The sequence below is a fragment of the Paenibacillus sp. FSL E2-8871 genome, from assembly GCF_038000345.1.
Classification (GTDB): Bacteria; Bacillota; Bacilli; order Paenibacillales; family Paenibacillaceae; genus Paenibacillus_AQ.
Map to the genome: position 1 here is coordinate 2,746,815 of NZ_JBBOBV010000001.1, position 13,323 is coordinate 2,760,137.

The 13,323-nt window shown below is 43.3% G+C and carries 13 protein-coding genes and 1 riboswitch; of the genes, 3 read left to right on the forward strand and 10 right to left on the reverse strand.

The window, feature by feature from the left end; genetic code table 11:
- Nucleotides 1-178: 178 nt before the first annotated feature.
- The 6 genes from NYE25_RS12650 to NYE25_RS12675 form a co-directional block, all read right to left on the reverse strand.
- Nucleotides 179-889, reverse strand: a complete 711-nt coding sequence (locus NYE25_RS12650) for a hypothetical protein (RefSeq protein WP_042190553.1) — start codon at nt 887-889, stop codon at nt 179-181.
- A gap of 406 nt (nt 890-1,295) precedes the next feature.
- Nucleotides 1,296-2,045 (reverse strand): iron-sulfur cluster repair di-iron protein, encoded by a 750-nt coding sequence (gene ric, locus NYE25_RS12655; protein WP_076300836.1) that lies wholly within the window; start codon nt 2,043-2,045, stop codon nt 1,296-1,298.
- A 200-nt stretch (nt 2,046-2,245) separates the two neighbouring features.
- On the reverse strand, nt 2,246-2,977 hold the full coding sequence (locus NYE25_RS12660) for a hypothetical protein (protein ID WP_341146035.1): 732 nt from the start codon (nt 2,975-2,977) through the stop codon (nt 2,246-2,248).
- A 250-nt stretch (nt 2,978-3,227) separates the two neighbouring features.
- Entirely contained in the window at nt 3,228-3,545 is a 318-nt protein-coding gene (locus NYE25_RS12665) for a winged helix-turn-helix transcriptional regulator (RefSeq protein ID WP_042129916.1), read from the reverse strand.
- 124 nt (nt 3,546-3,669) lie between these two features.
- The gene (locus NYE25_RS12670) at nt 3,670-3,993 is read right to left on the reverse strand and encodes a hypothetical protein (protein ID WP_042190561.1); all 324 of its coding nucleotides are present in this window, start codon (nt 3,991-3,993) and stop codon (nt 3,670-3,672) included.
- 25 nt (nt 3,994-4,018) lie between these two features.
- Nucleotides 4,019-4,954 carry a Gfo/Idh/MocA family protein gene (locus NYE25_RS12675; RefSeq protein ID WP_076284446.1) on the reverse strand — a complete coding sequence of 312 codons (936 nt, stop codon included), beginning with the start codon at nt 4,952-4,954 and terminating at the stop codon, nt 4,019-4,021.
- Nucleotides 4,955-5,119: 165 nt separating this feature from the next.
- Here NYE25_RS12675 and NYE25_RS12680 point away from each other — a divergent pair, with 165 nt between their 5' ends.
- Both NYE25_RS12680 and msrA read left to right on the forward strand, forming a co-directional pair.
- Complete coding sequence (locus NYE25_RS12680) at nt 5,120-5,740, forward strand: TVP38/TMEM64 family protein (protein ID WP_341146036.1); 621 nt, start codon at nt 5,120-5,122, stop codon at nt 5,738-5,740.
- A 99-nt stretch (nt 5,741-5,839) separates the two neighbouring features.
- The gene (gene msrA, locus NYE25_RS12685) at nt 5,840-6,826 is read left to right on the forward strand and encodes a peptide-methionine (S)-S-oxide reductase MsrA (RefSeq protein ID WP_341146037.1); all 987 of its coding nucleotides are present in this window, start codon (nt 5,840-5,842) and stop codon (nt 6,824-6,826) included.
- Between the two features lie 122 nt (nt 6,827-6,948).
- On the opposite strand, the gene NYE25_RS12690 is transcribed toward msrA, so the two are convergent.
- Nucleotides 6,949-8,079: a DUF4349 domain-containing protein gene (locus NYE25_RS12690; RefSeq protein ID WP_341146038.1), complete on the reverse strand. Its 1,131-nt coding sequence runs from the start codon at nt 8,077-8,079 to the stop codon at nt 6,949-6,951.
- Between the two features lie 494 nt (nt 8,080-8,573).
- On the opposite strand from NYE25_RS12690, the gene NYE25_RS12695 reads away from it, so the two are divergent.
- Entirely contained in the window at nt 8,574-8,726 is a 153-nt protein-coding gene (locus NYE25_RS12695; protein WP_076120659.1) for a DUF1540 domain-containing protein, read from the forward strand.
- A 138-nt stretch (nt 8,727-8,864) separates the two neighbouring features.
- Here the strand turns inward: NYE25_RS12695 and metE are convergent, their stop codons facing one another.
- From metE to NYE25_RS12710, 3 genes are all read right to left on the reverse strand, one after another.
- Nucleotides 8,865-11,165, reverse strand: a complete 2,301-nt coding sequence (metE, locus tag NYE25_RS12700) for a 5-methyltetrahydropteroyltriglutamate--homocysteine S-methyltransferase (RefSeq protein WP_341146039.1) — start codon at nt 11,163-11,165, stop codon at nt 8,865-8,867.
- Between the two features lie 154 nt (nt 11,166-11,319).
- Nucleotides 11,320-11,525: riboswitch (cobalamin riboswitch) on the reverse strand.
- A 258-nt stretch (nt 11,526-11,783) separates the two neighbouring features.
- Nucleotides 11,784-12,644 (reverse strand): undecaprenyl-diphosphate phosphatase, encoded by an 861-nt coding sequence (locus NYE25_RS12705; RefSeq protein ID WP_042190575.1) that lies wholly within the window; start codon nt 12,642-12,644, stop codon nt 11,784-11,786.
- A 49-nt stretch (nt 12,645-12,693) separates the two neighbouring features.
- A complete protein-coding gene (locus tag NYE25_RS12710; RefSeq protein ID WP_042190577.1) occupies nt 12,694-13,317 on the reverse strand; it encodes a DedA family protein in 624 nt (207 codons plus the stop codon).
- Nucleotides 13,318-13,323 lie beyond the last annotated feature (6 nt).

Here is a 13,323-nt window from a genome sequence, read left to right on the forward strand (position 1 = left end):
TCTCTTCTACATATTGGAATTATACGGTTCAAATTCAAGTCGTCATTGTGATTGCAGTCACTTCAATTGTGAATATTTTCACACTTTAGTGTACTGATAATTGTTAGATATCTTTTCCACATAAAAAGCCAGATTAACGATTCTGAACAACCGTTGATCTGGCTTAATGTACGATTTTTTAGCGTAAAGTCAATAAAATCTCCAATTCATCTTGAGCCCTGAGCTTCATATCCATTCCATCATCGAGTAGTTGTTTTCCGTTCACCTTCAGCTTCCATTCTTCATTACTAAGAGGAGTATAATCGTCGACGGAAAGCACCTTTTTATTGTCATCGGCCAACTGTACGCTACTACAGCTTTTGAGCAGATCTCTTACAGTTAAATCCTCTTCAAATAACATAATATACGTATGATGCAAGTCTACTTCTACACTCCCACCGTTCAAGGTCAGCCTTACAGTTTGAAGTGGTGCTTGATGGTCCTTCGACTTCGCGGTGAAGACTAGCTGTGAATCATACCCTACAGTATTATTCCAATCCGCATTCCCAATGATTTGACCGCCCATCTGAAGCTCCCAAACCATTCCCGCCTCTAGCGAAAAATCCTTTACCGAAACAATGCTTGAGTTATCCTCAGCAAATGTGGCAACATTACTACCTTTCAGTAGCTCCATGATCGATATTCCATTTCTATAACTCCCACTAAGTAACCTATCTGATGGTTTAGTAAGCAGTTCATTATCTCCAACCCTTATCGATATTGTCGGTCCCTCTGATCCTGCCACACCATTATTAGCATTACTATTGCCGTCATTGTTAGTAGAGCATCCACCTATTATGAATACAATGACTAATCCTAACATCAATTTCCACAAAGATCGCATGGGCATCCTGGCACCGCCTTGTCCCGCCTAATGACCATATAGCGTCTCAGGCTTGTAAAGTTATGTATACTGTCTTTTTAAGGATAACTTAAACAAGCCATGTTCTCAAATAAGTAATAATAAGCTTACTTCTCAGTACCTTTAATTATCTCCCCAATGATATTAAAAATTGGCAAAAAACTTTGAAAGCTAACCTTTATTCCCCTCTTTTTGCTCATTCGGCGCTATCTCGTAGTCCGCGTTTAAGCATCCTTCCGCCAACCTGCCTGCCATCCATCCATCAATCGATCTTACCCATATTTTTCACGATCATTTCTTCTACCTTTTTCAACGGAGTTATCCGCTTTTCTGTACATTCTATAATTCCCTATAAAAAAAGCCCCTAAGGGACTCTTTAGAACAATATTCGTCTTCACTGATACCTAGGGAACAATATATTATTCTCCAAATGTACATGTTCAAAAGTCATACTCTCCAGCTCTTCCAGCCGGGCATATGTCAATCGATAGGTTGTGCAAGCATGCGCTGGTGGAGTGAAGTCATCTGTAATACTACGCATTTTTCTCAAAATGTCGCCCGCACCATCATGCTCACTCTCCAGCTCAGATAATGACTCGCGGAGCGATGACAGACCTTCTTCACTAGGATTAGCATCATATATCAACAGCTTAGGAAACTCATCTTCTTCTTCTTTAGCCGTATGCGTAAGCAATTCTTCCTTAAGTGTGTTGAACAAGGAATGTAACTCCACCAAATGGGGAGAATCCCCACCATGCACTCGATACACCTTAGTTACATTTTGGCTAATGAGAGGTAGCTCTTCACGAAGATAGCGGTGATGTTTGTTTATGATGTGGTCAATTAACTCATCTGAAGGTGCGGTATTCCAAGCGATCTCCTCTTCGGGTACTGGATACTCTTCGAACATCTTGTTAAGATCACTGATAATTATCTCTTGATCCAGACCACGCTCAGCAGCTGCTTCAGCAAGAGGTTTAGCTCCACCGCAACAGAAATCAATCCGTTTTGCTTTGAAATAATCTGCCGCTTTAGGGAACTGTAATACAATATCCCTCACTAGTGCATCTGGGGTAAACCCAGCCTGTACCGATTGTGCTTGCTTCGAATCCGAAATACTATCATTAAGTTGTTTAGTTTCCATTATAGCTCCTCCTTGGGTTATGGGATTAGGTTCTGAATAAATCTTATCCACTTCTTCACCTTAACCCTGAAAGGAACTTTGACTTGTGATTGTACGCACGGAAATTGTATCTTATTTTTGAACGAAATTGGAGATGGATGTACATGCAAAGTAAACGCAAAAAAGCACCTTTTCCTACAAAGGTGCTTTTTCAACTCACTTTATTGCACATAAGCCTGCATATACGTCCGCTGTCCCTTTGAATCCTTCAAATAAGGTCCCAATCCGGCAAAACGGGAGTGATCCATATAAACACCGGTCATCCATCTGCCTTCCGTCAAGCCACCATTCCATTTAAGGACAAGATCAGGTGCGGAAATCCATTCCTGAAAGACTCGTATATTCTGATCTTTGTATTCTTTACATGGCTTAGACCGCTCAATAAGGTGGAACTCATTAAGATAAGTTGGAACGAAATAAGAGGATATCGTATGCAAATCATCATCGTCAAAAAAAGGCTCGTCGCCTAAAAAGGGTTTGAATAATACGGTATTCTCGTACATGGACCAAATTAAGGCTTGAAGCACCATACTCTGGCGAATGCCGTTATGAAACTTATATTGTCGCCCATGATTCGCCGCATTTACATCTTGTGGAGGTTCCGTGGACTCCAGACAGTGCCGTTCACAACCAATACACTTCCAGCCGGTCGGACTTTGAATCCATTTTTGAAAAATAGTCCCACTATCATTGTTTCCTTTGTAGAGTGAAGAGATAATGCTGTAAGGCACGCCAATCCACGCATCCCATAAGGAATCAGGAAGATAGCTATGCAGCATGAACAACGTCTTGTCATAGATGAGCTGTACTTTAATAGAAGCATTCTCTAGCTCAGCAACATCCTTTTTTCCATACGTTATTTCCCGGGAAAACAGGGTCGTCTTCGTCTTCATCTCCCTCGCCTCCTAATAGTTTTGCTATGCCTGTACTCCAGCTGAGTAGATTTGAGCAAAAACCAATACGCGAGCGTTTCCATTCAAGGATCATACAATGTTTTTCTATTATATTACAATTATTTTTAAACTGTGCAAGTTTTTTTCAAGCATAAAGGATTGGAACAATACTGTCACTGTCTAATATTTAGAAATTGAAAAGCCCCTTTTCCACCATTCCGGAAAAAGGGCCACAACATCACTGTGAATTTTAGTCTACCCAGCTCTCAGCCCAAGACTGAATCTGCTGCATAACAGGCTGCAATGCACGGCCTTTGTCTGTTAATTCGTACTCAATACGTACGGGTGTTTCTGGGTATACATGCCTAACCAGGATACCCTCACCTTCCAAATCCTTCATCCGCTCGGACAGCATCTTATCGCTCATTGAAGGAATGAGGCCGGAGATATCTTTAAAACGCTTCGGTCCACTCATCAATGTCTGAATAATAAGTCCATTCCAACGTTTGCCTAAGAAAGAGAAGGCTGTTTCAAATCTGGGACACATCGCAAATTGATGTTCTTCCATTGTTCTCACCTCTCACTAGCGAAACTTACTATTAGTTAGTATATATAATATTAACACATTTTAACCATGATGAACATCGTTTACCGAAAAAAGTTCATCTGACTCTATTATTATATCCCCAATGTCAATCCCCCATTGGTCCTTTAGATCCCCTTAGAGCAATCGCTTCAGTTACGATTTGTGCCAAGTCATCATTTCCAAAAAGCGAAAGTACACCCAAAACGGTGTCATCAGAAATGTCCCCCGCTTCCTCCGCGGAAACCGTGAGGGCAAGTGCCTGACGCAAGGCTTCATTCCCTTCCTGCTGCGGATAAGCCTGCAAGTATAAAGCATGTGGATCGAGTCCATTATTTACACACCACTGAGCGAATACAAGAATCATCATCTCTTCTTCGCGCTTATAGCTTTCGATGATCTGTTCCTCCACTAATTTACGGTTATCCTCCATATATTCTTCTCCTTTCTCAGAGACCTCATTCAGCAAGCTGTGCCGCCAGCATATGACTAGGCAGTACCGCTGAAGCAGCAATGCTGCATAGCTCCGGTGTATTTATGTTGCTAAGAAAATTATTCACCACTCCACTAAAACCTCTTCTATCGAGTACAGTATCCCAGCTTCCAAAGCCTTGAATATGCGGTAAGGTATCTTTTTCAAAAAGAATGGCTTTTTCTAGATCCACTACTTCCACCGATCTGCCATTTCCGTGCAGCTCAAGCTTCTCCAAATCCACACCAGCTTCACGAACCATACTGTACATCCCAACTGCACTATCTTTCCAGCCTAGCATTCCAGATGCCTGCAGCAGACGACCTTCACCACTAGAGTGAAGATGACTACGAAGCAGTTCATACTGATCTCCACACAACCACAACAGCAAATCAAGCATATGGATAAGATCATCATGCACGGTTTCGCGGCTGGTGCTTGTCTGTAGCTTCGTTCGATGTTTAATCGCACTGCAATGGCTAATTCCGCCAACTTCTTCAAGCCATTGCTTGGCGGTGACATACATTGGGGCAAAACGGCGATTAAAGCCCACTCCTAGCAAAAGCCCCTTATCTTGTGCTAGCTCTGCCATCCTTCTGGACTCTTCTAGATCATAGGAAAGTGGTTTATCTACATATACCGAAATCCCACGTTCGAGACATTTTGTTACTATATCATAATGAGTAGTTGTTGGGCTATGTACAAATACTGCATCCAGATCCCAAGATAACAGCTCTTCCAGATTAGTCGTCCCTTTAGGAAAACGGTAGGTATGAACGGCCTGCTCTACCGTTGTCGGTGAATGACTAAGAACACCAACTACCTCGGCATAATCATGCTGAGAGAGCAGTGGTAAATATACTTTGCGGGCTATATTGCCGATTCCTATTATGGCGACTCTTTTACGTTCAGGTACAATCACTGATCCATCCCCCTCTTAACACTTCAATATATCGTTCTTTTCTCTTTGTTCTCTACAAATGCTATTATACCTGCTTCTCATTCTCTGACAATTGATCTTTGCTTCAATATTTACTTCATATCCCGTATGATGAGATGAATGAGTGGAAGAAGGGGCATATTATCTATGAAGAAATTGTTCTCGATTGTTCTTTATGTTTCGGGTACAATCCTTGCGTTTATCTACAGATATGACATCCTAAGCTGGATGAAAGAGGATCATAATCTTTTCAGTTCTATAGGGATTGCAACTTTACTGGCCCTGTTTCCAGTTGTTCCTTATAAAGCTGTCATCGGATTCTTCGGTTATGCATACGGAAGTTTAGCGGGTGCCTTGATTTGCTGGCTAGCTACAAATTTGGCTGCCGCAATCCTTTTTGGCGTTGTGAAGTACTTGTTTCAAAGCCAAGCGAGAGCTTATTTAGCCTCCATTCCCGCACTCGAAAAGTTCACAGTAGGCATTGAGCGGCGACCTTTCGCTTCGATTGTCCTAGCACGACTCATGCCAATCATTCCCCAAACAGCGGTTAACATCTACGCTGGAGCTGCTGGTCTGCCCTTTTGGAGCTATATTGTAGCTTCCGGCATAGGAAAAATACCGGGGATTGCATTATACGCTTTCCTTGGGGATCATCTGTTTCAGGACCCTGTAAGTGCGGTTATTGCCATCATCGCCTATGCCGCTGTGCTAATTATCGCTGGACTGAGCTTGCGTCCGCGCTCTCAAGAAGCGAAGAACAGCCGATAGCGAAAGAACTTATCGGTTACTAACTGGCAGGCAGTTAGTATTTGCTTTATAATTAAATTGTGATCTATTTAATTGCATTATGTGAATGGAGGGATATCAATGAGTGAACATCAGACTAACCATATAAATACCAAGACGGAAAAAGCAACCTTTGCAGGTGGATGCTTCTGGTGCATGGTCTCGCCGTTCGAAGAATTGCCAGGTATCATTAGTGTCGTCTCTGGCTATACCGGCGGTCATACAGTGAACCCAACCTATGAAGAGGTTTGTTCTGAAACGACAGGACATGTTGAAGCTGTACAAATTACGTTCAACCCAGATATTTTCCCTTATAGCAAGTTACTTGAGCTGTTCTGGCAGCAAATTGACCCTACCGACGCAGGTGGACAATTCCATGATCGCGGGACTTCTTACGGAACAGCAATCTTTACCCATTCGGAGGAACAAAAAGAACAAGCAGAAGCTTCCAAGGCAGCTCTGCAAGCAAGCGGTCGATTCTCTAGTCCGATTGTAACCCCGATTCTCCCGGCAACCACCTTCTATCCTGCCGAAGAATATCATCAAGGCTACCATCATAAGAATCCAGGCCACTACAAACGTTATCGTAAAGGTTCTGGCCGAGAGGATTTTATCGAAACCCACTGGACACATAAAGAGGACAAACAAAGTTTGAAAGAACGTTTAACCCCTCTTCAATATGAAGTCACTCAGAACAGTGCAACAGAATCTCCTTTCCGAAATGATTTTTGGGATCACCATGGAGATGGTATTTATGTAGACATCGTATCTGGCGAACCGTTATTCAGCTCGCAGGATAAATACGATTCCGGTTGCGGCTGGCCAAGCTTTACTCGTCCCATCCGGGACTACGCTGTGAAAGAAAAGACGGATCTCAGTCATTTGATGGTCCGCACTGAAGTGCGCAGCAAAGTAGCGGATTCCCATCTAGGCCATGTCTTTGACGATGGTCCCGGAGAAAACGGTTTACGCTACTGCATAAATTCGGCGGCGCTACGATTTGTACCGAAAGAGGATTTGGAGAAGGAAGGATACGGGGAGTATCGCGTACTCTTCCAGCCTGCCTAAACATCAATCCTCAGCACATAAAAAAAACGGTTGTCGTCCTTTTAGGATGACAACCGTTTTTTTCTCTTAAAATATAAGAAAGTATAAGTTTCACGTTATACATTATTCTTATGCTTGTAGCGCTAATCTTTCTTTGAGTCCTCTGAGTCCTTATTAGCCTTCGAATTATCCTCTGAAACTGCCTCCTTAGGCTCTGTTGCCGCAGGGATGGCTTGCTCTCTGTTCAGCTCCTTATTTCGCTGACGAATTCTCTCGGTCTGCTGCTCCCGACGCTCACGAATATTTTTACGGGAAACTAATACAATAGCTAAAATAATGGCAGCCCCGATAAGTATCGGTAACGCTCCTGCAAGGATAACGACAATCCACTGAAACATCACAGATAGTGCATTTAAGCTTCCATTTAAAGCATCTGAAGCACGTTCCAGTAACGGCCCTTGCTCCTTCTTCTCTTTGACAGCAATGCTTTCATCCGTCTGATACACTCTCAATTCTACTGTAGAAAAGGATACATTCTGATTGATATAACGCATTCTACCTTTAATCTGTTCAATGCTCTCTTGAATCGAACCAAGCTCGTTCGCGAAGGCGACCAGATCAGTGGATTTCGTTGCTTTTTTCATAAACTCTGTATATTGTGCTTCCATTAGCTGCTTTGCCTTCAAACGTGACTCCAGATCAACGTACTCTTCAGAGACATCCTGACCTTGAATGCTGCGCTGTAGAGATTCGTGTTTTACTTGTTCTAATTTATTCAGAAAAGGTGAGAATCCGGAGGCAGGTACCTTAAGGATAAACGTCCCACCTTGCTCGTACTGTGACATATTTTCATTAAACTCAATAATATATCCATTGGCCATGGTTACTAAATTACGTATTTCAGTCTGTGCTTTTCCATAGTCTTCTACTTCCATGTTAAGATTCGCTTTATAGATCAGCTTCTTGTTCAAGCCCGCTACTACATCGCTACCAGTAAATCCTGCACTTGCTTGAACTGTATTTTCTGATGTGGAGCCCTTTACAGCCAAGTTCTCGCTGCCAGTTGCTTCTGCCTCAGGAGCTGCCGAAGTGCTTTGATTCGCTGTTGAGGCCATCGAGTTCTGCGACTGTACCTCTACTGCTGCGTCGTTACTCGTACTACCATTTTCTTTTGCCGAACTATCTGCCGCTGAATTCCTATCCGCTGAGCCACAACCCGCCAAGACTACCGCAAGAATTAATAAACATAAGTAATGCAGACCCCATTTACGCATTCTCATTCCTCCAAAAATGTAATAGATACCGCTTGCATGGATCATAATATCGTTACGGAATGTCTTGTTCTAAGCAGATCTCTTCCGTAACTCTTTACTAAGACGTTCCAAAACTTGGAAGGTTGCACTGAAAAATGGAATTGTGTACAGTTTCTTATGAATTATGTTCTCAAAATAAAAAAAAGAGTCGCATTTCTGCAACTCTTTTAGTTTAAGCTATTATACAGAAGCACTGTTGTATACAGGCTGAGAGATTCTTCTAGTCAAACCACTTCTAGTGACATATGGGACAACATATCCATTCGAATAACCCATTTGCTTACACGCACTTTATTTGGTACAATTACCACGTCTAACCACGTAAAAAAATACCAAAAACCCTCTATTCATAATGAATGAGGGCAGAACACGGTTCTGTTCGGACAAGCTCCACCTTGTTGAACAGAGAAGTTTTTTAATAATGCTGTCTATTACAAAAGGGGAGGTGAACCCTCATGGCAAAAGACGTAATTTGCGAAGTTAACTCCTGCACCCACTGGGCAGAAGAGAACAAATGCAGTGCTGATTCTATCTTTGTAGCTTTCCACAGCTCCCAAGAACCTACACGTGCAGAAGAAACAGATTGCAAGACTTTCGAAAGCAAATAAGGTGATGATTTGAAGGGACCCTCCACGGTTCCTTCTTTTCTTTTCTCATTCTATCAAGAATGAGAATTATTATCAAGTGGCTGAAATAAAAAGCCAGGGAGAAATTCCCCGGCTATGATTTATTGTATACCTCTTATGTTATTTGGAAGCACTAACTCCTGCATTTTCTCTTGCAATAGCGGCAGCCTTTACCATGTTACGAAGTGCATCTTCTGTCTCCTGCCAGCCACGTGTCTTAAGACCGCAATCCGGATTAATCCAGAACTGTTCAGGATCAAGCACCCGCAGCGCACGATCAATATTAGCTGTCATCTCTTCTACTGCAGGAACCCGTGGACTATGGATATCATATACACCAAGACCAATTCCTTTATCATACTCCTGCTCCTCAAAGCTAACGATCAGTTCCCCATGGCTACGTGAAGTCTCAATAGAGATAACATCCGCATCCATCGCTGAAATGGAGTCTATTATGTCATTAAATTCGCTATAGCACATGTGGGTATGAATTTGTGTCGTAGCCTTCACATGATTCGTCGCGATACGGAACGATTTCACCGCCCAATTCAAGTATGCCTCATGATCTTCCGCCTTCAAAGGAAGTCCTTCACGGATAGCCGGTTCATCTACTTGAATCATCTCTATGCCTGCATCCTCCAAAGCTTTAACTTCATGACGGAGCGCTAAGGCAATTTGATTCGCTACTGCTTCCCGACTAAGATCATCACGTACGAAAGACCAATTGAGAATCGTAACAGGACCAGTCAACATACCTTTAACAGGAAGGGAAGTTAACGACTGAGCATAGACGCTTTCTTTTACAGTCATAGGCTGGATAAAAGCTATATCCGCATAAATAACTGGGGGCTTAACGCAGCGTGATCCGTAGGATTGAACCCAGCCATTACTAGTAAATAAGTAACCATCCAACTTCTCCCCGAAAAACTCCACCATATCGGTTCTTTCGAACTCACCGTGCACGAGTACATCCAGACCCAGCTTTTCTTGGAAAGTGATTGCATCTGCAATCTGCTCACGAACGAACCCGTCGTAACGCTCTTGATTCCATACGCCTTTACGCCATTTCAACCTTGCCTGGCGCACTTCTACGGTCTGTGGAAAGCTTCCGTTTGTTGTCGTTGGCAGAAGTGGCAGCTGCCACTTCTCCTGCTGCACCTTCAGGCGCTCAGCAAAAGGTAGGCTACGTTGGTCTGGTAAATCTGTAAGTCCGAGAACTTGCTCGGCCACATCCTTACGACCGCGTTCAGGAAGTGCACGGAAGGCAGTAAGGGCTTCACGACTGGCCGTCAACGCAGCAGCAGCTTCTGCTGTACCCTCTAAGGCTGCAGCAAGCAGGCCAAGCTCTCTAAGCTTCTCATCAGCAAAAGCTAAAGCAGCCTTGACGGTGGCCTTCAGCTTCACCTCACCCTGAACAGTAACCGGAACATGCAGCAAACTGCAAGAAGGCTGTATAATAAGACGATCAAGTGATACATGTACACTCAGCTTCTCGATTAGCTGCAGCTTAGCATCCAGATCTGAGCGCCAGATGTTGCGTCCGTCAATAATACCCGCTCCCAGCCACTTATCCTCAGGCCAGCCAAGACGTTCAATCGATGCCAGGTTCGTCCCGCCATCATGGACAAAATCAAGACCTAAACCTTGTACCGGAAGCTTGAACAGTGCCTCCAGCGGTTCAGCAGCTTCAAAGTAAGTCTGCAGAATAATATTTAATCCAGGCACGGATTCAGCAATTTCTGTGTAAATCGAGTGAAGTAAGGATAATTCTGATTCATTAATTCCTGTAACAATCGCTGGTTCATCAATTTGTACCCAGCTTACTCCTTCTTGCTTCAGTTCCTGCAACAGCTGAACGTAAACCGGAAGAAACCGAGCAGCAATCTTCGCAATATCCGCAGATGCAAAACCTTTTGACAACTTAAGGAATGTATAAAGGCCTAAAACCACAGGTTTACCCTCAATTCCCGCTTGGGACTTGGCAAAACGATAAGCTGCCAGTGGTTTATTCTCGGTCAGACGCGGCGTTTGTGCACCGATCTCTGGAACGATGTAATGATAGTTCGTATTGAACCATTTAGTCATCTCGCAAGCGGTAGCCTCAGCATTTCCTCTAGCCATCGCAAAATAAAGATCAAGCCCAATGTCGCCACCATCATACGCATAACGTGGAGGTACGATCCCGAACATTACAGCTGTATCTAGCACATGATCGTAGAACGTAAAATCATTTACCGGAATTAAATCAATTCCTGCCTCCTGCTGAGTCTTCAAATGCTGAAGCTGAATTCCTGTCATTTCAGAACGGAACTCTTCCTCATTTATTTTTCCCGCCCAGAAGGCTTCCAACGTTTTCTTCCACTCGCGGTTTTTCCCGATTCTTGGATAGCCAAGATTGCTTACTTTTACTTTGTTCGTCACTTTGCAGCTCCCCTTCTCCATCTTCTTATTTTGGACTCGATATCACTTGCATTCCTATAAAAAAGAGCGCCCTTCCCTAAAAAAGTCAAAGGGAAAGACGCCCATAATATACCTATGGTTAACGTCTAACACCTTCCTATCCTCCGTAGGTGTAGCAGTGCTGTTGAAACAGGCAGGTCTCCTGGCTAGCGGTGTCAACATCCTTAGCAGTCTTCCCAGCAGTAGTAAATTGCCAGTGACATATGTTGCTATGGACTCTTCCGTTACAGTGGCGGGACCGCATCGGCTTCAAACCGAATTTCCCTATTAAGCCTACCGAATTACTAATTTCCGGCAAGCACCTGTCTCCGATATTGTCAAGCTAAAACGCCTTTGGCGTCCTTTTAAGGACGGTAAGCGTTTATGCGAGAATTATAAGAAAGTATTTCGTGAAACTTTTACTTTCTTATAATTTAATTGCTAAAACGCCTTCAGCGTCCTTTTAAGGACGGTAAGCGTTTATGCGAGAATTATAAGGATAAAGTGAGTGTCTTAAATCTGATGTCATCATACGTGAAAGCCCCCGTCATCTGCAATAGATTACGGGGGCTTTTGTTATATCGATTCCTTATAACGGATTTAGAAAAACACGAAATATACTACTGCAGCAAGTACTATGCGATATATAGCAAATGGTAAAAGCTTAATCCGGTTGATCAATTTCAAGAAGAAACGCATCGATAATAGTGCAAATACAAAGGCACTGATAAAACCTGCAATGAAGAACGGCAGGGCATCGATGGTGAAATATTGCCAGTTCTTCATCAGTGAGAGTAAACTGGCGCCTGCCATGATTGGAACAGCCATAATAAACGTGAAATCAGCAGCAGCGCGATGACTCATACCCAGAAGAACACCACCAGAAATCGTCGACCCGGAACGAGAAAATCCCGGCCACAAGGAGAAGCACTGGACCAGACCAACACCTAGCGCCTGCTTATATGTAATCTGATCGACACTCTCCGTTTGAATCTTCTTTGGTCCGAATAGATCCGCAATAATCATTAATACAGCACCGACTACTAGACCGATTAACACGGTGGATGTAGAGAATAAATGCTCGTCAATATAATCATTAAACAGAACCCCCAGCACGCCTGCTGGCACTAAACCTACAAGCACCTGTGTAAGCTTCAGGTGGCCGCCTTTTTCAAGCTGTGGTTGTTGCTCGGTTACAGGATCCAACTGCTTGCGGCTGAAACGCTTTAAGCCCAGCAATTCAATGAACCGATTTCTAAAAATAACTACAACTGCTAATATTGACCCCAGCTGTATAACCACTTTGAACGTATTGGCCGTATATTGCCCAAATAACTCTGTCGATTTTAACCACATATCATCAACAATAATCATATGACCTGTGGAGGATACCGGAGCAAATTCAGTCAATCCTTCAACAATTCCCAAAATAATAGCTTTAATAATCGTTAATAGCTCCATTTGTTCTCCTCCTTTTAATCATAACTTTTATCTATAAGTCCTTCTCGGCTCAACCTTCGGTGTTCATTTTCCGGCTGCGCTTGCGGAAGAACAAATACCCAAGGATCACTACTCCACCTGCAAGAAGCACGTACACTACGTTGGAGTACATATCCATATACATGGCGATGTCTTCCCAGGACTCACCCAATGCCGCACCAATAAGCACCAGCAATAGATTCCATCCCAGCGTACCAATCGTTGTGAAGATCATAAACACTCCAAATTTCATGCCCGACATCCCTGCAGGGATCGAAATCAAACTACGCACTAGTGGAACCATCCGACAAAATAGTACGGTCCAATAGCCATATTTGTCAAACCAAGCGTCAGCCTTGTGGATGTCCTTTTTGCTAATCCGGAGTAGGCCGCCCCAGCGTTCAACGATCTTTTCCAAGCGATTTACATCCAACAAACGACCGATATAATAGAGAATCACTGCACCCAGCAGTGAGCCAAGCGTAGCAGCAATAATTACACCAGGAATGGTCAAATTCGTTGTGGTTGTCATGAATCCGCCAAAAGGAAGGATCACTTCGGAAGGAATCGGTGGAAATATATTTTCAAAAGCGAGCATCAGGAAAATACCAAAGTAACCAAACTGCTCCATAAAATCTGTAATCCATGCTTGCATTTCGTA

Excerpts from the sequence above, each read along its gene's own strand:
- NYE25_RS12650 (WP_042190553.1), bottom strand. The coding sequence starts at position 889 with ATGCCCATGCGATCTTTGTGGAAATTGATGTTAGGATTAGTCATTGTA.
- ric (WP_076300836.1), bottom strand. The coding sequence starts at position 2,045 with ATGGAAACTAAACAACTTAATGATAGTATTTCGGATTCGAAGCAAGCA.
- NYE25_RS12660 (WP_341146035.1), bottom strand. The coding sequence starts at position 2,977 with ATGAAGACGAAGACGACCCTGTTTTCCCGGGAAATAACGTATGGAAAA.
- NYE25_RS12665 (WP_042129916.1), bottom strand. The coding sequence starts at position 3,545 with ATGGAAGAACATCAATTTGCGATGTGTCCCAGATTTGAAACAGCCTTC.
- NYE25_RS12670 (WP_042190561.1), bottom strand. The coding sequence starts at position 3,993 with ATGGAGGATAACCGTAAATTAGTGGAGGAACAGATCATCGAAAGCTAT.
- NYE25_RS12680 (WP_341146036.1), top strand. The coding sequence starts at position 5,120 with ATGAAGAAATTGTTCTCGATTGTTCTTTATGTTTCGGGTACAATCCTT.
- msrA (WP_341146037.1), top strand. The coding sequence starts at position 5,840 with ATGAGTGAACATCAGACTAACCATATAAATACCAAGACGGAAAAAGCA.
- NYE25_RS12690 (WP_341146038.1), bottom strand. The coding sequence starts at position 8,079 with ATGCGTAAATGGGGTCTGCATTACTTATGTTTATTAATTCTTGCGGTA.
- NYE25_RS12695 (WP_076120659.1), top strand. The coding sequence starts at position 8,574 with ATGGCAAAAGACGTAATTTGCGAAGTTAACTCCTGCACCCACTGGGCA.
- NYE25_RS12705 (WP_042190575.1), bottom strand. The coding sequence starts at position 12,644 with ATGGAGCTATTAACGATTATTAAAGCTATTATTTTGGGAATTGTTGAA.
- NYE25_RS12710 (WP_042190577.1), bottom strand. The coding sequence starts at position 13,317 with ATGCAAGCATGGATTACAGATTTTATGGAGCAGTTTGGTTACTTTGGT.